This is a genomic window from Salmonella sp. SG203 (assembly GCF_013350575.1).
Classification (GTDB): Bacteria; Pseudomonadota; Gammaproteobacteria; order Enterobacterales; family Enterobacteriaceae; genus Salmonella; species Salmonella enterica.
Map to the genome: position 1 here is coordinate 26,815 of NZ_SNMT01000009.1, position 18,485 is coordinate 45,299.

Annotated in this window: 20 protein-coding genes and 2 pseudogenes; 12 read left to right on the forward strand and 10 right to left on the reverse strand. The window is 56.0% G+C overall.

What is annotated here, in order from left to right:
- Positions 1-14: 14 nt before the first annotated feature.
- Positions 15-506, reverse strand: a complete 492-nt coding sequence (locus HV477_RS14220) for a YajQ family cyclic di-GMP-binding protein (protein ID WP_001138913.1) — start codon at positions 504-506, stop codon at positions 15-17.
- Between the two features lie 125 nt (positions 507-631).
- On the opposite strand from HV477_RS14220, the gene panE reads away from it, so the two are divergent.
- Together panE and yajL are read left to right on the forward strand one after the other, a co-directional pair.
- Positions 632-1,543 carry a 2-dehydropantoate 2-reductase gene (gene panE, locus HV477_RS14225; RefSeq protein ID WP_000705814.1) on the forward strand — a complete coding sequence of 304 codons (912 nt, stop codon included), beginning with the start codon at positions 632-634 and terminating at the stop codon, positions 1,541-1,543.
- Positions 1,506-2,096, forward strand: a complete 591-nt coding sequence (yajL, locus tag HV477_RS14230; RefSeq protein ID WP_001275809.1) for a protein deglycase YajL — start codon at positions 1,506-1,508, stop codon at positions 2,094-2,096. The genes panE and yajL overlap by 38 nt, the downstream gene beginning before the upstream one ends.
- An 8-nt stretch (positions 2,097-2,104) precedes the next feature.
- Here the strand turns inward: yajL and HV477_RS29025 are convergent.
- The 3 genes and pseudogenes from HV477_RS29025 to phnW all read right to left on the reverse strand — a co-directional run.
- Positions 2,105-2,187, reverse strand: a pseudogene (locus tag HV477_RS29025) (hypothetical protein); the annotation flags it as partial.
- A 5-nt stretch (positions 2,188-2,192) separates the two neighbouring features.
- Positions 2,193-3,002: a phosphonoacetaldehyde hydrolase gene (gene phnX / locus HV477_RS14235; RefSeq protein WP_079899101.1), complete on the reverse strand. Its 810-nt coding sequence runs from the start codon at positions 3,000-3,002 to the stop codon at positions 2,193-2,195.
- Between the two features lie 9 nt (positions 3,003-3,011).
- A complete protein-coding gene (gene phnW, locus HV477_RS14240; RefSeq protein ID WP_000203959.1) occupies positions 3,012-4,115 on the reverse strand; it encodes a 2-aminoethylphosphonate--pyruvate transaminase in 1,104 nt (367 codons plus the stop codon).
- Positions 4,116-4,254: 139 nt separating this feature from the next.
- On the opposite strand from phnW, the gene phnR reads away from it, so the two are divergent.
- The 5 genes from phnR (at position 4,255) to phnV (ending at position 8,963) form a co-directional block, all read left to right on the forward strand.
- Positions 4,255-4,974 (forward strand): phosphonate utilization transcriptional regulator PhnR, encoded by a 720-nt coding sequence (gene phnR, locus HV477_RS14245; RefSeq protein WP_000836268.1) that lies wholly within the window; start codon positions 4,255-4,257, stop codon positions 4,972-4,974.
- 197 nt (positions 4,975-5,171) lie between these two features.
- The gene (phnS, locus tag HV477_RS14250) at positions 5,172-6,185 is read left to right on the forward strand and encodes a 2-aminoethylphosphonate ABC transporter substrate-binding protein (protein WP_023215780.1); all 1,014 of its coding nucleotides are present in this window, start codon (positions 5,172-5,174) and stop codon (positions 6,183-6,185) included.
- A 5-nt stretch (positions 6,186-6,190) separates the two neighbouring features.
- The gene (gene phnT, locus HV477_RS14255) at positions 6,191-7,300 is read left to right on the forward strand and encodes a 2-aminoethylphosphonate ABC transport system ATP-binding subunit PhnT (protein WP_079899100.1); all 1,110 of its coding nucleotides are present in this window, start codon (positions 6,191-6,193) and stop codon (positions 7,298-7,300) included.
- A 2-nt stretch (positions 7,301-7,302) separates the two neighbouring features.
- Positions 7,303-8,172 (forward strand): 2-aminoethylphosphonate ABC transporter permease subunit, encoded by an 870-nt coding sequence (gene phnU, locus HV477_RS14260; RefSeq protein WP_001658871.1) that lies wholly within the window; start codon positions 7,303-7,305, stop codon positions 8,170-8,172.
- A complete protein-coding gene (phnV, locus tag HV477_RS14265; protein ID WP_000909792.1) occupies positions 8,166-8,963 on the forward strand; it encodes a 2-aminoethylphosphonate ABC transport system, membrane component PhnV in 798 nt (265 codons plus the stop codon). Before phnU ends, phnV begins: the two co-directional genes overlap by 7 nt.
- A gap of 43 nt (positions 8,964-9,006) precedes the next feature.
- Here phnV and thiI read toward each other — a convergent pair whose 3' ends face one another.
- A complete protein-coding gene (gene thiI / locus HV477_RS14270; RefSeq protein ID WP_000668650.1) occupies positions 9,007-10,455 on the reverse strand; it encodes a tRNA uracil 4-sulfurtransferase ThiI in 1,449 nt (482 codons plus the stop codon).
- Positions 10,456-10,664: 209 nt separating this feature from the next.
- Between thiI and xseB the strand changes: the two genes are divergently transcribed.
- The 5 genes and pseudogenes from xseB to HV477_RS29030 form a co-directional block, all read left to right on the forward strand.
- Positions 10,665-10,907: an exodeoxyribonuclease VII small subunit gene (xseB, locus tag HV477_RS14275; protein ID WP_001124944.1), complete on the forward strand. Its 243-nt coding sequence runs from the start codon at positions 10,665-10,667 to the stop codon at positions 10,905-10,907.
- Positions 10,908-11,807: a (2E,6E)-farnesyl diphosphate synthase gene (ispA, locus tag HV477_RS14280; protein ID WP_000348074.1), complete on the forward strand. Its 900-nt coding sequence runs from the start codon at positions 10,908-10,910 to the stop codon at positions 11,805-11,807. It abuts the gene before it with no gap.
- Positions 11,808-11,830: 23 nt separating this feature from the next.
- Positions 11,831-13,693 (forward strand): 1-deoxy-D-xylulose-5-phosphate synthase, encoded by a 1,863-nt coding sequence (gene dxs / locus HV477_RS14285; RefSeq protein ID WP_000006777.1) that lies wholly within the window; start codon positions 11,831-11,833, stop codon positions 13,691-13,693.
- Positions 13,694-13,749: 56 nt separating this feature from the next.
- Positions 13,750-14,724 carry an aldo/keto reductase gene (locus tag HV477_RS14290; protein WP_001199874.1) on the forward strand — a complete coding sequence of 325 codons (975 nt, stop codon included), beginning with the start codon at positions 13,750-13,752 and terminating at the stop codon, positions 14,722-14,724.
- Positions 14,725-14,731: 7 nt separating this feature from the next.
- A pseudogene (locus HV477_RS29030) lies at positions 14,732-14,823 on the forward strand (hypothetical protein); the annotation flags it as partial.
- A gap of 4 nt (positions 14,824-14,827) precedes the next feature.
- Here HV477_RS29030 and pgpA read toward each other — a convergent pair.
- From pgpA to ribD, 5 genes are all read right to left on the reverse strand, one after another.
- Positions 14,828-15,343 carry a phosphatidylglycerophosphatase A gene (pgpA, locus tag HV477_RS14295; protein WP_000154063.1) on the reverse strand — a complete coding sequence of 172 codons (516 nt, stop codon included), beginning with the start codon at positions 15,341-15,343 and terminating at the stop codon, positions 14,828-14,830.
- On the reverse strand, positions 15,321-16,301 hold the full coding sequence (gene thiL / locus HV477_RS14300; protein WP_000752137.1) for a thiamine-phosphate kinase: 981 nt from the start codon (positions 16,299-16,301) through the stop codon (positions 15,321-15,323). Before thiL ends, pgpA begins: the two co-directional genes overlap by 23 nt.
- 78 nt (positions 16,302-16,379) lie before the next feature.
- Positions 16,380-16,799, reverse strand: coding sequence for a transcription antitermination factor NusB (nusB, locus tag HV477_RS14305; protein WP_000801129.1), 420 nt, complete (start codon positions 16,797-16,799; stop codon positions 16,380-16,382).
- Positions 16,800-16,819: 20 nt separating this feature from the next.
- On the reverse strand, positions 16,820-17,290 hold the full coding sequence (ribE, locus tag HV477_RS14310) for a 6,7-dimethyl-8-ribityllumazine synthase (protein ID WP_001021372.1): 471 nt from the start codon (positions 17,288-17,290) through the stop codon (positions 16,820-16,822).
- Between the two features lie 88 nt (positions 17,291-17,378).
- On the reverse strand, positions 17,379-18,482 hold the full coding sequence (gene ribD, locus HV477_RS14315) for a bifunctional diaminohydroxyphosphoribosylaminopyrimidine deaminase/5-amino-6-(5-phosphoribosylamino)uracil reductase RibD (RefSeq protein WP_079899099.1): 1,104 nt from the start codon (positions 18,480-18,482) through the stop codon (positions 17,379-17,381).
- Positions 18,483-18,485: the final 3 nt, after the last annotated feature.

An 18,485-nucleotide genomic window follows, 5' to 3' on the forward strand; every position in this document is an offset into this window, starting at 1 on the left:
TCCGGCATAACAACTTAATCGCGGAAGTTTTTGAACTGGAACGGCTGGCCCAAATCGCCGCCGCGAACCAGCGCCATTACCGATTGCAGATCGTCACGTGATTTGCCCGTCACGCGAATCTCTTCCCCCTGAATTTGCGCCTGCACCTTCAGTTTGCTGTCTTTAATCAGCTTGACGATTTTCTTCTGCACGGCGCTTTCAATGCCCTGCTTCAGCTTCGCTTCCACATACCAGGTTTTACCGCTATGCACGAACTCGTCCGGTACATCCAGCGAAGCGCCTTCAATACCGCGTTTAAGCAGCTTGGCGCGCAGAATATCGAGCAACTGATTGACCTGGAAATCGGACTCGCTCAGCACCTTGATGGTTTTATTGGCATCGTTCAGTTCAATAGTCGCCTCTACGCCACGAAAGTCAAAACGAGACTCAACCTCGCGAACCGCGTTATCCACGCCGTTACGCGCTTCCTGCAGATCAACTTCAGAAACAATATCGAAAGATGGCATCTTTTCTTCTCCCTTCATTTTCGTTGCGTTGCATAATACCTGCAACGAGGCTTAACGAGAAGCTTAGCTGATGACGCTATAATTAGCGCCATAACACCTGGCGCTGTTGCAGGTGAGGAGGAACAATGAAAATTACTGTACTGGGATGCGGAGCCTTAGGACAACTTTGGCTTTCGGCACTGTGCAAACATGGACATGACGTACAGGGCTGGCTACGAGTGCCACAACCTTATTGCAGCGTAAATCTGATCGATACCGATGGTTCCTTTTTCAACGAATCACTGACGGCAAACGATCCGGATTTTTTGGCGAAGAGCGAACTGTTGTTAGTCACGCTGAAAGCGTGGCAGGTTTCCGACGCAGTACGAACCCTGGCGTCAACCCTACCGGTGACGTCGCCTATCCTGCTCATTCATAATGGAATGGGAACCATAGAAGAGCTGCAAAATATCCAACAGCCGATGTTGATGGGGACTATCACCCATGCTGCGCGCCGCGACGGTAATATCATTATTCATGTCGCTAACGGTACTACGCATATTGGCCCGGCGCGCGAGCAAGACGGCGATTACAGTTATCTCGCCGATATCCTGCAGGGGGTACTGCCCGATGTCGCCTGGCATAACAATATCCGCGCAGAGATGTGGCGCAAACTGGCGGTCAACTGTGTTATCAACCCGCTCACCGCGCTTTGGAACTGCCCGAACGGCGAGCTGCGCCATCATCCTGATGAAATCAACGCGATTTGCGAAGAGGTCGCCGCCGTGATTGAACGTGAAGGCTACCACACATCGGCAGACGATTTACGCTATTATGTTGAGCAAGTGATTGACAGTACGGCAGAAAACATCTCATCCATGTTGCAGGACGTGCGTGCCATGCGCCATACCGAAATTGACTACATCACCGGTTATTTACTCAAGCGCGCCCGCGTGCACGGTCTCGCCGTTCCGGAAAATAGCCGCCTGTTTGAAATGGTAAAGCGAAAGGAGAGTGAGTATGAGCGCTCAGGCACTGGTATGCCTCGCCCCTGGTAGTGAAGAGACCGAAGCGGTCACCACTATCGATCTGCTGGTTCGCGGCGGAATCCACGTCACTACCGCCAGCGTCGCCAGCGATGGCAACCTGACGATTGTTTGCTCGCGCGGCGTGAAGCTGCTGGCGGATGCGCCGCTGGTTGAAGTTGCCGACGGCGATTATGACATCATCGTGTTGCCCGGCGGAATTAAAGGCGCCGAGTGCTTTCGCGACAGCCCGCTGCTGGTCGAAACCGTAAAACAGTTTCACCGCTCCGGGCGCATTGTCGCAGCCATTTGCGCCGCAGCCGCTACAGTGCTCGTGCCGCACGATATCTTCCCTATCGGCAATATGACCGGTTTTCCGGCGCTGAAAGATAAGATCCCCGCCGAACAGTGGCAGGATAAGCGTGTGGTGTGGGATGCGCGGGTAAAATTATTAACCAGCCAGGGACCGGGTACCGCTATCGATTTTGGCTTGAAAATCATCGACCTGTTGGTTGGTCGTGAAAAAGCGCATGAAGTGGCTTCGCAACTGGTGATGGCGGCGGGGATTTATAACTACTACGAATAAGAATGATTGCCGGATGGCGGCGTAAACACCTTATCCGGCCTACAAAACGGTACAGTCTGTAGGCCGGATAAGCGGCAGCGCCATCCGGCAGTTATTTTACGGGCGTTCGCCCTGCGCCAGACGCGCATTAATATGCGCAATCACCTCAGGTAAATCCGCCAGTGAATCCACCACGTAATGCGCCCCGGCGGCGTACAGCTTGCTGGCCGCGTGCTCGCGGCGGACCGCAACGTCCTCTTTCGACATTGTCTGATAGGCGTCCCATGTTGCGCCGAATTCGTTACCCGATACCGCCAGCCCCACCGTCCACATCCCCGCGTTAAGCCCCTCGCTAATGCCCGGCGCGGCATCATCTACCTTCACACAGTGCGCGACCGCATCAATGCCCAGCGCAATCACGTTTTGCAGCGCCATCCACGGCCCCGGACGACCACCCGCGGCCAGGTCGTCCGTTGCCACCCAATGATCCGGACAATAACCATGCCCGGCGGCGGCGGGAACCAGGCGCTCCATCACCGCTCGTGGGTAACCGGAGCAGGAGCCTATCTTGATACCCTCGGCTCGTAGCGTCGCGATCGTGTCGATAACTCCGGCAACAGGAGAAGAAAAATCGACAACTTTAGCAATCTGTAACGGCATGAAAGCGGCATAGATGGCATCAATATCTGCTGCGCTCATGGAGCGGCCAAACTTTGCCTGCCAGCGCGCGTCAACAGTAGGTAATTTTCCCAGCGCTTCAATGTGTTGCCATTTACCCAGCCCCATTGGCACGCGTGCTTCGGCGAGGGTGATCTCCACATCAAATGCCTGACGGAACGCCTCGACGAAAATTTGCGTCGGCGCGAAGGAGCCAAAATCGACGGTGGTGCCCGCCCAGTCGAGAATAACAGCGTGAATACGGTTCATCATGGTTCCTTATTTCGTCCAGTACATGGCGGTACGAATGGCGGTCAGCAGGGCAGTGATATCGGCGGCATATACTTCGCCAATGTTGCCGATGCGGAAGCAGTCACTTTGCGACACCTTGCCTGGATAGATAACAAAGCCCTGCTCTTTGAGGCGGCGATAAAATTCGCTAAAGCGATACTGCGGATCTTCCGGTGAATAAAAGGCGGTGATAATGGGCGAGTGAAGTTCGTCATCCAGCAGCGTGTTAAAGCCCAGCGCCCGCATTCCGGCCACCAGGCTGCGCTGATTTTGCTGATAGCGTTGATGACGTGCCGCCACGCCACCTTCTTTCGCCAGCTCTTTCAGCGCCTGTGCAAACGCCAGGACGGTATGTGTGGGCGAAGTAAAACGCCATTTGCCGTGATTATCCTCCATGCAGCGCCACTGGGCGTAGAGATCTAACGACAGCGAGCGGGAACGCCCTTTGCACGCGGCCAGTTTTTGCTCGCGGGCAATCACAAAGGCAAAACCCGGCACGCCCTGGATGCATTTATTAGCGGAGCTGATCAGATAGTCGATGTGTAATGCTGCAATATCCATGGGGATGCCGCCGAAGCTGCTCATGGCGTCAACGATGTAGGTTTTGCCATAGCGATGCGCCAGAGCGCCCACCTCATCAATGGGGTTGAGCATCCCGGTGGTCGTTTCGCTATGCACCATGGCGATATGGCTGATCGTCGGGTCGGCGTTGAGGATCGCGTCGATCGCCTGCACGTCCGGGCGCGCAACTTCGCCGCAGTCGTAAGCGTGATGGGCGATACCCATAAGGCCGGCCATCTCGACCATTCGTGCGCCGTATGCACCGTTGCTGACGATCAGCACCTTATCCTGCGGCCCCAATGCGCTGCCCAGTACGGCTTCCACAGCATAGCTACCGCTGCCTTGCAGTAGTACGGAGGTGTAGCCTTCGGAGGCCGTTGCCAGTGCGGTCAGCTGCTGGCGGATCTGTTCCACCACGCCGATATTGTAATCATCATCCCAGGTACAGCTATCGAACAACATCGCTTCTTTCACGGTGCGAGAGGTGGTGAGTGGGCCAGGAGTCAGCAGCAGATAGTTACGCGAAGTCATGTTATTTACCTTTGGTCTATACCAGATTGCATTTATCATGACGATCTTTGCCGCGACGGGTCAAAGAGAAAATCGCGCTGCAACAAAAAATTCATCTCTGCTTGTATAATGGCGGCAGGCAAAACGGAAGCGAGTAAGCATGAAATCTATCCCGGGCGATATCCCGCAGTACCTGTTGATCAAGGCGCAGCTTCAGGCGCGTATTCAGAGCGGTGCGTTGAAAAGCGGTGATAAACTGCCGTCTGAACGCGAACTGTGCGCGATCTTCAACACCACGCGCATTACTATTCGTGAAAGCCTGGCGCAGCTGGAGTCCAGTGGGCTTATCTGGCGCGCCGATCGTCGCGGTTGGTTCGTTACGCCGGAACGCCTGTGGCTGGATCCGACCCAGAACACCAACTTCCATAAGCTTTGCCGCGAGCAGGGGCGGGAGCCAAAAACCGCGCTACTGAGCGGCGTGTTAACCACCGTGCCTGTCGAGGTCATGGAGCCCCTCCAGCTCCAGCCGTTTGATCAAATCTATCTGCTGACCCGTCTGCGTTACGCCGATGGCCGCGCCGTGTGCTACTGCGAAAACCATTGTTTGCCCGCCCGCGTGCCTGAGCTGCTGCAGTACGATCTCAACGGCAGCCTGACCGAGGTATACGAGTCGCACTACAACCTCGTCTATACCAGCATGCATCTGTCGTTCTACCCCACCGCCATGCCTGCGCAGGCCGCACAGGCGCTGGGCGTTATGGAAGGGCGCCCGGCGCTGTTACTGCGCCGTCTGAACTACGATCAACACGGGCGAGTGCTGGATCTGGATATCGAATACTGGCGTCACGACAGCCTGCGCATTGAGGTAGATACCCACTAGCGGGTGCGCCGGATGTTGGCTGCGGGACTTATCCGGCCTGTCAATCGTATCGTCTCACGGCTATCCGGATAAGCGCAGCATCATCCGGCGTGGACTGATTTATTTCTCTTTCATCGTTTTGTCATATAAGCCGTTTAGCGTAAAAAGCAAACCTGGTATAGGCCAGAAAATGCAACGTACGCTATGAGGCTATTACGATGAAACTTTCCCGACTTGCTCTGCTGTCTGTCTTCGCTCTCGCCAGCGCCCCGTCATGGGCGGAATCAGTGGTCACGGTGTACTCCATCGACGGGCTGCACGATGGCGATAACAGCTGGTACCAGGTGCAGTTTGACGCATTCACCAAAGCGACCGGCATTACCGTACGCTATGTTGAAGGCGGTGGTGGCGTGGTAGTGGAACGTCTGGCAAAAGAGCGCACGAATCCACAGGCCGACGTGCTGGTAACCGCGCCGCCATTCATTCAGCGCGCCGCCGCCGAAAAGCTGCTGGCGAACTTTAACACCGACGCCGCCTCGGCTATCCCCGATGCCAACAACCTTTATTCGCCGCTGGTAAAGAACTATCTGAGCTTTATCTACAACAGCAAGCTGCTGAAAACTGCCCCGGCGAGCTGGCAGGATCTGCTTGACGGTAAATTCAAAAATAAACTCCAGTATTCCACGCCAGGTCAGGCCGCTGACGGCACGGCGGTGATGCTGCAGGCTTTCCACAGCTTCGGCAGTAAAGATGCCGGTTTTGCGTATCTCGGCAAGCTGCAGGCCAATAACGTCGGGCCATCTGCCTCTACCGGCAAGCTAACCGCGCTGGTTAATAAAGGTGAAATCTACGTCGCTAACGGCGACCTGCAAATGAACCTCGCGCAGATGGAACGTAACCCGAACGTGAAAATCTTCTGGCCGGCCAACGACAAAGGCGAGCGCAGCGCGCTGGCCATCCCTTATGTCATTGGCCTGGTCCAGGGGGCGCCGCAGAGTGAAAATGGTAAAAAGCTGATTAACTTCCTGCTGAGTAAAGAAGCGCAGACTCGCGTCAGCGAACTCTCCTGGGGAATGCCGGTACGCAGCGACGTGACGCCGAGCGACGAACATTACAAGACCGCCACTGCCGCGTTAGAAGGCGTGCAGAGCTGGCAGCCAAATTGGGATGACGTAGCCGTTTCGCTGTCGGCAGATATTAGCCGTTGGCACAAAGTGACCGAAAGCGAGTAAGCCTGATGCTGATGAAAACGACTGCCGTTCACGTCCCTGCATCGCAGGGGACATCGGGGATAGTCCTCGACTCGCTGCGCGTTGCGTATCACGGCAACGTGGTGCTTAAACCGCTCTCTTTGACGATTGAACCTGGCGAAGTGCTGGCGCTGATTGGCCCATCAGGATCTGGAAAAACGACGGTGCTGCGTGCGGTTGCGGGCTTTGTGCAACCTGCAGGCGGTCGTATTCTGATTGGCGATACGGACGTCACCCATCTGCCACCCTATAAACGCGGGTTGGCGATGGTGGTGCAGAACTACGCCTTGTTCCCGCATCTGAAAGTGGAAGACAACGTCGCTTTTGGCCTGCGTGCGCAGAAGCAGCCAAAGGCGCTAATTAATGAGCGTGTAACGCAGGCGCTGAAAACGGTTGGCATGAGTGATTACGCCGCCCGTTATCCGCATCAACTTTCCGGCGGCCAGCAGCAACGCGTGGCCATCGCCCGCGCGATTGCCGTGCGCCCGCGCGTGCTGTTGCTGGATGAACCACTGTCAGCGCTGGACGCACAGATTCGTCATAATATGGTGGAAGAAATCGCCCGTCTTCACCGTGAGCTGCCGGAACTCACTATTCTCTACGTCACCCACGATCAAACGGAAGCGCTCACCCTGGCCGATAAAATCGGCATTATGAAGGATGGTTCGCTGATTGCTCACGGCGAAACCCGCGCGCTGTATCAGCATCCGCCCAATCGTTTTGCCGCCGAATTCTTAGGCCGCGCCAATATTCTCTCCGCCATCGCGCTGGGGATAACGGAGGCTCCGGGGCTGGTGGACGTCAGCTGCGGCGGTGCGGTGATTCGCGCGTTCAGCCGGGGCAGCCACCACGGTTACAACAAACTGCTGTGCATTCGTCCTCAGCACCTCAGCCTGACGCCGCGTTCGGCCTACAGCAACCGCTTCAACGCCACACTGCAATCGGTGCACTGGCAGGGCGATTTAACCCATCTGCTGTGTGACATTGCTGGCGAAACGGTGCGGATGGTGTTGACGCATGTCAATCCGCTGCCGCGCGTGGGCGACAAGCTGGCGCTGTGGTTCGAACCGGATGATGCGGTCCTGATTGAGGTATAACCATGTCACTCATTTTACCTCTGGAAAAACCGGCGCTTAACCTACGCCCGCTGCTGTGGCTGCTGCTCCCGTTGCTGGTGCTGGCGACGCTGTTTTTCTGGCCTCTGTCGCTCATCGTTGAACAGGCGCTACGCGGTGCCAATGGCGACATCGGGCTCGAGACCTTCCGCCAGGTGGTCGACTCGAAACGCTTTGTCGGCGCGTTGCTGAACACGTTGCAAATCGCCTTTTTCGCCACCGCCGGTTGCCTGCTGCTGGGCAGCGTGATGTCGCTGATTCTGGTGTTTATTCCTTTCCCCGGAAGCGAGTTGATTGGTCGGGTCGTCGATACTTTTATTGCGCTGCCGACCTTCCTGATTACGCTGGCGTTCACCTTTATTTATGGGTCAGCGGGTCTGCTCAACGGTACGCTGATGAGCCTGTTTGCCTTTGAGCTACCGCCGGTGGATTTTCTCTACTCGATGCAGGGCGTCATTCTGGCGGAGATCACGGTGTTCACTCCGCTGGTGATGCGGCCACTGATGGCCGCGCTGCGGCAAATTGATAAAAGCCAGCTAGAGGCAGCCAGCATTCTGGGGGCGCACCCGTTACGGGTGATTGGGCAGGTGATTTTCCCGGCGGCGCTACCGGCGCTGATGGCTGGTGGCAGCCTGTGCCTGCTGTTAACCACTAACGAGTTTGGCATCGTACTGTTTATTGGCGCGAAAGGGGTTAACACCCTGCCGATGATGGTTTACAGCAAAGCGATTCTGGAGTCCGACTATACGGTCGCCTGCATGATTGCGTTGATTAACATTGTCTTGTCGCTGGGGCTGTTCTCCCTCTATCGCCTGGCGGCATCGCGTACCGGCGTAAGGAGCCAGCCATGCTAATTTGGTCACCTAAAGGACGCGCAGCGGCGGGCGTTGTGGCTAGCGTACTGTTTATCGTGTTCTTTTTCCTGCCGCTGGCGGTGATTCTGATGTCCAGCCTTAGCCAGCAGTGGAACGGTATTCTGCCGAGTGGCTTCACGCTGAACCACTTTGTTAACGCTCTGCACGGTGCGGCATGGGATGCCCTACTTGCCAGCCTCACGATTGGCTTTTGCGCCAGCCTGTTTGCGCTGCTTTGCGGCGTTTGGGCGGCGCTGGCGCTGCGTCAATATGGGGTGAAAACGCAGAAATGGTTAAGTATGGTGTTCTATCTGCCGAGTGCGATTCCGTCAGTGTCCGTAGGCCTGGGCATTCTGGTTGCTTTCAGCCAGGGGCCATTGCAAATGAACGGCACCCTATGGATTGTGCTGACAGCGCACTTTGTGCTGATTTCCGCCTTTACCTTCAGTAACGTGTCGACCGGACTGGCGCGAATTTCCGCCGATATTGAAAACGTCGCGTCGAGTCTGGGGGCATCGCCCTGGTATCGTCTGCGTCACGTGACGTTGCCGTTATTGATGCCGTGGATGATGTCAGCGCTGGCGCTGAGTTTATCGCTCTCCATGGGGGAGTTGGGCGCGACGATGATGATTTATCCGCCGGGCTGGACGACGCTGCCGGTGGCTATCTTTAGCCTGACCGACCGTGGAAATATCGCCGACGGCGCGGCGCTGACCATTGTGCTGGTGGCCATGACGCTGCTGCTGATGATGAAGCTGGAGCGCATTGCAAAACGGTTGGGGCAGAAATAAAACGGTAGGCCGGGTAGGACATAGCCGCCACCCGGCAAAGGAATTACGGGCGATACACCTTCACATTGGCAAACCCCTGCTCGCGCAGATAGAGCGCCTGCAGGCGACTCATTACGCCGCGTTCGCACCATAGCAGCCAGGTTTTGCTCTGATCGAGATCGCCAAATTTAGTGCTCAGCTTGTAGAAAGGCAGCGAAACCACGTCCACACCTTCCACTTTCAGCGGCTTGTCATCCTGTTCATCCACAGAACGGATATCCAGAATCACGTCGTTCGGGCCGAAACCGCTCACGGTTTCTACTTCCACCACCTCCTGCTGGGTCTGCTGGGCGATTTCACGAATATCGACGTTGTTCGCTTCTTCTACCACCTTATCGAGAATACTGAAGTCGAAGTTTTCTTCTTCGGCTTCAATTTTCGCTTTAATGGCTTTCACCGTCGGACTTTTTGAAATCACGCCACAGTATTCAGGCATCGTACGGGCAAAATCTTCCGTACCAATCTGGCGCGCCAGGTTGATAATGTGCTCTTTATCGTAAGAGATCAGCGGGCGCAGGATCAGCGTGTCAGACACGTTATCGATCAAGCGCAAGTTGGTTAGCGTCTGGCTGGACACCTGGCCCAGCGCTTCGCCGGTCACCAGCGCCTGTACGCCGTAGCGTTCCGCCACTTTCGACGCCGCGCGTACCATCATACGTTTGAGCACCACGCCCATCTGGCCGTCGTCAACTTTCTCCAGAATCTCGCCGACCACCGGTTCGAAGTTAATCGCCACAAAACGCACGCGATGGGAGCTGCCAAAGCGGTTCCACAGGTAATGCGCCACCTGGCGAACGCCGATTTCATGCGCCGCGCCGCCAAGGTTAAAGAAGCAGTAGTGTACGCGGCAGCCGCGACGCATCAGCATATAGCTGGAGACGCCGGAGTCAAAACCGCCGGAGATCAGCGACAGCACGTCTTCCTGGGTGCCAATCGGGAAACCGCCAATACCTTCATAACGCCCTTTGATCAGCAGCAGGCGATCATCTTCCACTTCCAGATGCACCGTCACATCCGGGTTAGTGAGCTTCACGCGCGCCGATTCAATATGCTGATTTAATCCGCCGCCAACATAGCGCTCCACTTCAATGGAGCTAAACTCATGCTTACCGCGACGTTTTACCCGCACGCAGAAGGTTTTGCCTTCAAGCTGTTCGCGATACTGCGCCAACGCTTTCTCGAAAATGTCGTGCATATCGGTGAACGGCACATCTTCGACTTCAAGAATATGGTGAATCCCCGGAATGCGGGTCAGCGCGTCGCGAATCGCCAGACGCTGGTTTTCATCTTTGGCGCGAACTTCAATGTTATCCCAGTGACGGACAACCGCGAGGGTCTCATCGTAGTGCTTTAAAACGTTACGGATGTTCCCGGTTAAAATTTTTATAAAGCGCAAACGCACAGATTGGCTTTTGATAGTGATTTCCGGGAACAATTTAATGATAAACTTCATGGCGGCAATGGTTCTTTAGCAAGCAATCTAAGGCTTGTCGTGGAGAAATAGTACAGCAGCCCATACCTACGGCTGCATCCAGGCGCGGAAGTATATCACTATCACGGACATCTTGCGCATTTCCCCTTACCATTGCGCGTTATTTGCTTATCAGTGTGAGTCCGTTACCATAGACTTGTGCTGCCATTACAGAGAGTCAAACAGTCATCATGCCGAAGAAAAATGAGGCGCCCGCCAGCTTTGAAACTGCGCTGAGCGAGCTGGAACATATTGTTACCCGCCTGGAAAGCGGCGATTTGCCGCTGGAAGACGCGCTGAATGAATTCGAGCGCGGCGTACAACTGGCGCGTCAGGGGCAGGCAAAACTGCAGCAGGCGGAACAGCGCGTGCAAATTTTGCTGTCTGATAATGAAGAGGCTTCACCTGAGCCTTTTATCGCGGATAATGAGTAAATGGACTTTACGCAGCAGCTACAGGCTTGCGTAACGCAAGCGAATCAGGCGCTGAGCCGTTTTATCGCGCCACTGCCCTTTCAGAACACTCCCGTGGTCGAAGCCATGCAGTATGGCGCATTATTAGGCGGTAAACGCCTGCGGCCATTTCTGGTTTACGCCACCGGTCAAATGTTTGGCGTCAGTACGGCAACGCTGGATGCGCCAGCTGCGGCGGTCGAATGCATTCATGCCTATTCGCTGATCCATGACGACCTGCCAGCAATGGACGATGACGATTTGCGTCGCGGCCTGCCAACTTGCCATATTAAATTTGGCGAAGCCAACGCAATCCTGGCGGGAGACGCGTTGCAGACGCTGGCGTTTGCCATTATCAGCGACGCGCCGATGCCGGAAGTCGCCGATCGCGATCGTATCGCGATGATCGCCGAACTGGCGAACGCCAGCGGTATCGCCGGTATGTGCGGCGGTCAGGCATTGGATCTGGCGGCAGAAGGCCAGCGGATCACTCTGGACGCGCTGGAACGCATTCATCGCCATAAGACCGGCGCGCTCATTCGCGCCGCCGTTAGACTTGGCGCGTTGAGCGCGGGCGATAAAGGACGGAATACTCTGCCGATACTTGACCGCTATGCAGAGAGTATCGGCCTTGCCTTCCAGGTTCAGGATGACATTCTGGATGTGGTGGGCGATACTGCAACGTTAGGTAAACGTCAGGGCGCAGACCAGCAGCTTGGCAAAAGTACCTACCCTGCACTTCTGGGTCTTGAGCAAGCCCGGAATAAAGCCCGGGACCTGATAGAGGACGCCCGTCAGTCGTTACATCAGCTGGCCGCGCAATCACTGGACACCTCGGCACTGGAAGCGCTAGCGAACTACATAATCCAGCGTGATAAATAAACCCCATATCCAATGAGCTTGCGATGAGTTTTGATATAGCCAAATACCCTACCCTGGCATTGGTCGACTCCACCCAGGAGTTACGACTGTTACCGAAAGAGAGTCTGCCGAAACTCTGCGACGAGCTACGCCGCTACTTACTCGACAGCGTAAGCCGTTCCAGCGGGCACTTCGCTTCCGGGCTGGGCACGGTAGAACTTACCGTGGCGCTGCATTATGTCTACAACACCCCGTTTGACCAGCTAATCTGGGATGTTGGTCACCAGGCTTATCCACATAAAATCCTTACCGGTCGTCGCGACAAAATCGGCACCATTCGCCAGAAAGGCGGTCTGCATCCGTTCCCGTGGCGCGGAGAAAGCGAATACGATGTGCTGAGCGTTGGGCATTCCTCCACCTCCATCAGCGCCGGTATCGGTATTGCCGTGGCGGCGGAGAAAGAAGGCAAAGATCGCCGCACCGTCTGTGTGATTGGCGACGGCGCCATCACCGCCGGTATGGCGTTTGAAGCAATGAATCACGCAGGCGATATCCGACCCGACATGCTGGTCATTCTGAACGACAATGAAATGTCGATTTCGGAAAACGTCGGCGCGCTCAACAACCATCTGGCGCAGCTACTTTCCGGTAAACTTTACTCTTCTCTGCGCGAAGGCGGAAAAAAGGTCTTCTCCGGCGTACCGCCAATTAAAGAACTGCTCAAGCGTACCGAAGAACATATTAAAGGCATGGTTGTGCCGGGCACACTGTTCGAAGAGCTGGGCTTTAACTACATCGGGCCGGTCGATGGTCACGATGTCATGGGGCTTATCAGCACATTGAAGAACATGCGCGACCTGAAAGGCCCGCAGTTCCTGCATATCATGACCAAGAAAGGCCGCGGCTATGAGCCCGCGGAAAAAGATCCGATCACTTTCCATGCGGTGCCTAAATTTGATCCTTCCAGCGGATGTTTGCCGAAAAGCAGCGGCGGTCTGCCAGGCTATTCAAAAATCTTCGGTGACTGGCTGTGTGAAACTGCCGCCAAAGACAGCAAGCTGATGGCGATCACCCCGGCAATGCGCGAAGGTTCCGGCATGGTGGAATTTTCACGTAAATTCCCGGATCGCTATTTTGACGTCGCTATCGCCGAGCAGCATGCCGTCACCTTCGCCGCAGGTCTGGCGATTGGCGGCTATAAGCCCGTCGTGGCGATCTACTCTACTTTCCTGCAACGCGCCTACGATCAGGTCATCCATGACGTCGCTATCCAGAAACTGCCGGTCATGTTCGCCATCGATCGCGCCGGTATCGTTGGCGCGGATGGGCAAACACACCAGGGCGCGTTCGATCTCTCCTATCTGCGCTGCATCCCGGATATGGTGATCATGACGCCAAGCGACGAAAACGAATGTCGCCAGATGTTATTTACCGGGTATCACTATAACGACGGCCCGACGGCAGTACGTTATCCACGCGGTAATGCGCAGGGCGTGGCGCTAACCCCGCTGGAAAAACTGCCTATTGGTAAAGGCCTTGTGAAGCGTCATGGCGAAAAACTGGCGATTCTGAACTTTGGCACCTTAATGCCTGAGGCGGCGAAAGTCGCCGAAGCGCTGAACGCCACGCTGGTCGACATGCGCTTTGTTAAGCCGCTGGACGACACGTTAATTCTGGAGATGGCCGCGCAGCATGACGCGCTGGTGACGCTGGAAGAAAACGCCATTATGGGCGGCGCTGGCAGCGGCGTAAACGAAGTGCTAATGGCCCATCGTAAACCTGTACCTGTGCTGAATATCGGTCTTCCGGATTTCTTTATCCCGCAAGGAACGCAGGAAGAAGCCCGCGCGGAACTGGGGCTTGACGCCGCAGGCATTGAAGCCAAAATCAAGGCCTGGCTGGCATAATCCCCTCTTTGCTCCTGCTATGCTTGAAGAGTGACGGGTATAACAGGAGCGGAGTCATGCAATACAACACGTTAGGAAATACAGATCTTCGGGTATCCCGCCTTTGTCTGGGCTGTATGACATTCGGCGAGCCGAGTCGCGGCAATCACGCCTGGACGCTTCCCGAAGAGAGCAGCCGTCCCATCATCAAGCGCGCCCTTGAGGGCGGCATTAACTTTTTTGATACCGCCAACAGCTACTCCGACGGCAGCAGCGAAGAGATTGTCGGCCGCGCGCTGCGTGATTTCGCCCGGCGCGACGAGGTGGTGGTAGCGACGAAAGTCTTCCATCGCGTCGGCGATCTGCCGGAAGGATTGTCCCGCGCGCAAATCCTGCGCTCTATTGACGATAGCCTCACCCGTCTGGGAATGGAGTATGTCGATATCCTGCAAATCCACCGCTGGGATTACACCACGCCGATAGAAGAGACTCTGGAAGCGCTAAACGACGTGGTGAAGGCGGGTAAAGCCCGCTATATCGGCGCTTCCTCAATGCACGCCTCACAATTTGCCCAAGCGCTGGCGCTACAAAAACAACACGGCTGGGCGCCGTTTGTCACCATGCAGGATCACTATAACCTGATCTACCGCGAGGAAGAGCGTGAGATGCTACCGCTGTGCTGGCAGGAAGGCGTCGCCGTGATTCCGTGGAGTCCGCTGGCGCGCGGGCGCTTAACTCGCCCCTGGGGAGAAACCACGGCCCGGCTGGTCTCGGATGACGTGGGTAAAAATTTATACGATGAAAGCGATAAAAATGATGCGCAAATAGCGGAACGGCTGGCTGGCGTCAGCGAGGCGCTTGGCGCAACGCGAGCGCAGGTTGCGCTGGCCTGGCTACTCAGTAAACGAGGCGTCGCCGCGCCGATTATCGGCACTTCGCGTGAAGAGCAGTTAGATGAGTTGCTGAATGCCGTTGATTTAACGCTCAAACCGGAGCAGATTGCTGAACTCGAAACGCCGTACAAACAGCATCCGGTGGTGGGATTTAAATAATCTGCCATTGCCCGATGGCGCGGCACTTATCGGGCCTGCGAAATCGACATATTGTTCGGGGGTAGGCCGGATAAGGCGTTTACGCCGCCATCCGGCAAACCCTTTAAATAATACCGAGCGGCCAGTGATGACCGATAAAATACAGTATGCCGGCGGATATCACGCCGGCGACGATATCATCGATCATAATCCCCATGCCGCCGTGCACGTTGCGATCAAACCAACGGATCGGCCAGGGTTTCCACATATCCAGAATGCGGAAAATAACGAACCCGGCAGCCACCCACTGCCAGTCCGTCGTCGGCAACGCCATTAGCGTTATCCACATACCGATAAATTCATCCCAGACAATACTGCCGTGGTCGTGTACGCCCATATCTTTCGCCGTCTGATGGCAAAGATAAACGCCAATGCAGATCCCAAACATCACGACCAGCGAATAAAGCTGCCACGGCAGAAACGTCATCAAATACCAGAAGGGGATCGCCGCCAGCGAGCCCATCGTGCCCGGCACCACAGGGCTCAGCCCGCTGCCAAAGCCGGTAGCGAGCAGGTGCCACGGATTGCGCAAATTCAGGCGGCTTTTCGCAACATCTTTATGGCGTGGCAAAATGGTCATATCCTTTCCAGTCAAAAGTGACAGGTTCTCCGTCACGCACAAAGGCGATCCCTTCGATATCCGCCGTCATTTGCCCGATACAGGTAAACGGCACGCCCAGATGACCAAGCGCGACATCCAGCGCGCCACGGTTCAGCTCCGGGACGGTAAAGCACAGTTCATAATCTTCGCCGCCGGATAACATCCAGCGAAGCTTTTGTTCGGGATCATTGGCATGTCCCCACAGTTCTTCGGAGTCAGGCAGCGCCTCCAAATCGATTCGCGCGCCGCAGTTGCTGGCTTGCAGAATGTGACCAAGATCGGAGATCAAACCGTCGGAAAGATCGATCGCCGAACTGGCGAGATCGCGTAGCGCCTGTCCTTGTAAAATACGCGGCGTCGGGCGCAGATGGCGTTTGACCAGATAGTCGGCATCCCCCCAGCTTCCCACGCGAAAATCACCCCGTAGAATCGCCAGCCCGGCAGCGCTATCGCCCAACGTGCCAGTAACATAAATCCAGTCGCCCGGTTTTGCGCCAGAACGTTTCAGCGCCCGACCGGCTGGCACAAGGCCATGAATACCGAGCGTCATCGACAGCGGGCCGCGCGTGGTATCGCCGCCAATGAGCTGCATGTCGTAGTAATCCAGTTGTTCAAACAGGCTGTCGCTGAACGCGGCAAGCCACGCCTCATCGACGTCAGGAAGCGTGAGCGCCAGCGTTAACCATGCCGGATCGGCGCCCATCGCCGCCAGATCGCTTAAATTCACCGCCAGCGCTTTATACGCTAGATCGGCAGGATCGATATTGGGTAAGAAATGGATGCCCGCCACCAGCGTATCGGTACTGATCGCCAGGGTCTGCTTTTCAGGAATATTCAGGAGCGCGCAATCGTCGCCAATACCGGTTTCAACATCAAGACGAGAGCTTCTTACACGGTCAAAATAACGGGCAATCAGGGAAAACTCGCCACATGCCATACGTTATGCCTCAGCAGAAAAAAAGAAAAGGCCGGAGACGGCGGGTATCCATCGCCCGCTATCTTTCCGGCCTGTGAATCACTTTTTGTTGGGACGAATCACCGGAGCTGCTTTATCCAGTACGCCGTTGACGAATTTGTGGCTGTCTTCAGCGCCAAAGGTTTTCGCCAGTTCAATCGCTTCGTTGATGGCCACTTTATAAGGCACATCGCTGCGTTTTGACAGCTCAAACAACGCAATACGCAGCACGGCTTTTTCAACCTGTCCCAGCTCTTCAAGCAGGCGGGACAGATACGGTTTCATTAAACCATCCAGGTACGCGCTGTTAGTCGCCACCCCGGATAGCAGTTCACGGAAATAGAGAACGTCGACGTCTTTTACGTCCTGTTCCGCCAGGAACTGGTATTCAACATCAGCGATGTCGTTCTGGGACAACTGCCAGGAGTAAAGCGCCTGGACGGCACACTCACGGGCGCGGCGACGAGCAGCAGGTTTCACGGAATTCCCCTTACAAAAAATCAGGCCTTAATGGCTTTCAATACATTAATCATTTCAAGCGCGGTCAGCGCAGCTTCTGCGCCTTTATTACCGGCTTTTGTACCAGCACGTTCGATGGCTTGTTCAATACTCTCGGTGGTCAGAACACCAAAGGCTACCGGCACGCCGCTGTCCTGGGCAACGCTTGCCAGGCCATTGCTGGCGCCGCCTGCCACATATTCAAAGTGCGCAGTCCCCCCGCGAATCACGGTTCCCAGCGCAACCACGGCGTCGTATTTACCGCTTTTCGCCAGCGCTTCGGTCGCCAGCGGCAGTTCATAGGCGCCAGGCACCCACACTACGGTAATATTATCATCTTTTACCTGACCAATACGCGTCAGGGCATCAACCGCGCCATCCAGCAGGCTGTCGTTGATAAACTGATTGAAACGCGCAATAGTGATGGCGACACGAGCGTCAGGGGCTGCAACGTTAGCTTTAATAATGTTCATATTCTCTCTTCCAGGGTTCATTTGGCCCCGCAGGGGGGCGGATTTTATCATAATAATTTGAGCGCTGCTCCCCTTTCGACGGGAGAACTCATGCGCTCACCATATGCAGGCAAACATCCGGGCCGACATGACGTATTTCGCTGAAGGTAAATTGCGGCGCGTCGGCGAGCTTCTCAAGCCCCGGCAATTCGCATAATCCCCGCGCCTGGGTTCCCAACAATTTAGGCGCGACATAGACAATCAGTTCATCCACCAGCCCGGCTTGCAGCAACGCGCCCGCCAGTCCCGGTCCGGCTTCAACCCATATGCTATTAATCTGCTGCCTGCCTAACTGCATCATCAGCACAACCAGATCCAAATGTCCGTTGTGCGCCGGCACGCTGATAGTACGAACCGCATCGGGCCACGCGCGGCTATCTTCCTGGGTACGCGCGATCCACGTTTCGCCAGGCTGCTGCACAATACGATGCGCAGGCGTTACCCGGTTTTGGCTGTCGATAACAATTCGCACCGGCTGGCGCAGATTTTCCTGCGGGTAAGACGCCTGCGTAGAGGCGTCTAACTCCGCCCAACGCACCGTCAAGGCCGGATCGTCAGCCAATACCGTCGCGCTACTGGTTAAGATAGCGTGGCTTTGCGCACGCAAGCGCTGAACGTCACGCCGGGCCTGCGGCGAGGTGATCCACTGGCTTTCGCCGCTGGCCATCGCCGTCCGTCCATCCACGGAGGTGCCCAGTTTAAGCTGAAGATAAGGGAATCCGGTACGCATCCGCTTGAGGAAGCCTTTATTGAGCGCCTCCGCTTCACTCATCATTAACCCGTGGCTGACCGCAATACCCGCCTGTTGCAGGCGATACAGCCCGCGCCCGGCGACCTGTGGGTTCGGGTCCTGCATCGCGGCGACCACGCGCGCGACGCCGGCCGCAATCAGCGCATCGCAACATGGCGGCGTTCGCCCATGATGGCTACAAGGTTCAAGCGTGACATAGGCGGTTGCGCCTTTGGCTTTTGCGCCCGCCATCCGCAGCGCATGGACCTCGGCGTGCGGCTCTCCGGCGCGATGGTGATAACCTTCGCCGACGATGTCGCCATTGTTAACAATGACACAGCCGACATTAGGGTTCGGGTGAGTGGTGAAACGTCCACGCTGCGCCAGTTTGAGCGCTCGCGCCATGTAAAACTCATCCTGCATGGC

What these genes read in the sequence shown, in the direction of transcription:
- HV477_RS14220 (WP_001138913.1), bottom strand. Translation starts at nt 506, where the DNA reads ATGCCATCTTTCGATATTGTTTCTGAAGTTGATCTGCAGGAAGCGCGT.
- panE (WP_000705814.1), top strand. Translation starts at nt 632, where the DNA reads ATGAAAATTACTGTACTGGGATGCGGAGCCTTAGGACAACTTTGGCTT.
- yajL (WP_001275809.1), top strand. Translation starts at nt 1,506, where the DNA reads ATGAGCGCTCAGGCACTGGTATGCCTCGCCCCTGGTAGTGAAGAGACC.
- phnX (WP_079899101.1), bottom strand. Translation starts at nt 3,002, where the DNA reads ATGAACCGTATTCACGCTGTTATTCTCGACTGGGCGGGCACCACCGTC.
- phnW (WP_000203959.1), bottom strand. Translation starts at nt 4,115, where the DNA reads ATGACTTCGCGTAACTATCTGCTGCTGACTCCTGGCCCACTCACCACC.
- phnR (WP_000836268.1), top strand. Translation starts at nt 4,255, where the DNA reads ATGAAATCTATCCCGGGCGATATCCCGCAGTACCTGTTGATCAAGGCG.
- phnS (WP_023215780.1), top strand. Translation starts at nt 5,172, where the DNA reads ATGAAACTTTCCCGACTTGCTCTGCTGTCTGTCTTCGCTCTCGCCAGC.
- phnT (WP_079899100.1), top strand. Translation starts at nt 6,191, where the DNA reads ATGCTGATGAAAACGACTGCCGTTCACGTCCCTGCATCGCAGGGGACA.
- phnU (WP_001658871.1), top strand. Translation starts at nt 7,303, where the DNA reads ATGTCACTCATTTTACCTCTGGAAAAACCGGCGCTTAACCTACGCCCG.
- phnV (WP_000909792.1), top strand. Translation starts at nt 8,166, where the DNA reads ATGCTAATTTGGTCACCTAAAGGACGCGCAGCGGCGGGCGTTGTGGCT.
- thiI (WP_000668650.1), bottom strand. Translation starts at nt 10,455, where the DNA reads ATGAAGTTTATCATTAAATTGTTCCCGGAAATCACTATCAAAAGCCAA.
- xseB (WP_001124944.1), top strand. Translation starts at nt 10,665, where the DNA reads ATGCCGAAGAAAAATGAGGCGCCCGCCAGCTTTGAAACTGCGCTGAGC.
- ispA (WP_000348074.1), top strand. Translation starts at nt 10,908, where the DNA reads ATGGACTTTACGCAGCAGCTACAGGCTTGCGTAACGCAAGCGAATCAG.
- dxs (WP_000006777.1), top strand. Translation starts at nt 11,831, where the DNA reads ATGAGTTTTGATATAGCCAAATACCCTACCCTGGCATTGGTCGACTCC.
- HV477_RS14290 (WP_001199874.1), top strand. Translation starts at nt 13,750, where the DNA reads ATGCAATACAACACGTTAGGAAATACAGATCTTCGGGTATCCCGCCTT.
- pgpA (WP_000154063.1), bottom strand. Translation starts at nt 15,343, where the DNA reads ATGACCATTTTGCCACGCCATAAAGATGTTGCGAAAAGCCGCCTGAAT.
- thiL (WP_000752137.1), bottom strand. Translation starts at nt 16,301, where the DNA reads ATGGCATGTGGCGAGTTTTCCCTGATTGCCCGTTATTTTGACCGTGTA.
- ribE (WP_001021372.1), bottom strand. Translation starts at nt 17,290, where the DNA reads ATGAACATTATTAAAGCTAACGTTGCAGCCCCTGACGCTCGTGTCGCC.
- ribD (WP_079899099.1), bottom strand. Translation starts at nt 18,482, where the DNA reads ATGCAGGATGAGTTTTACATGGCGCGAGCGCTCAAACTGGCGCAGCGT.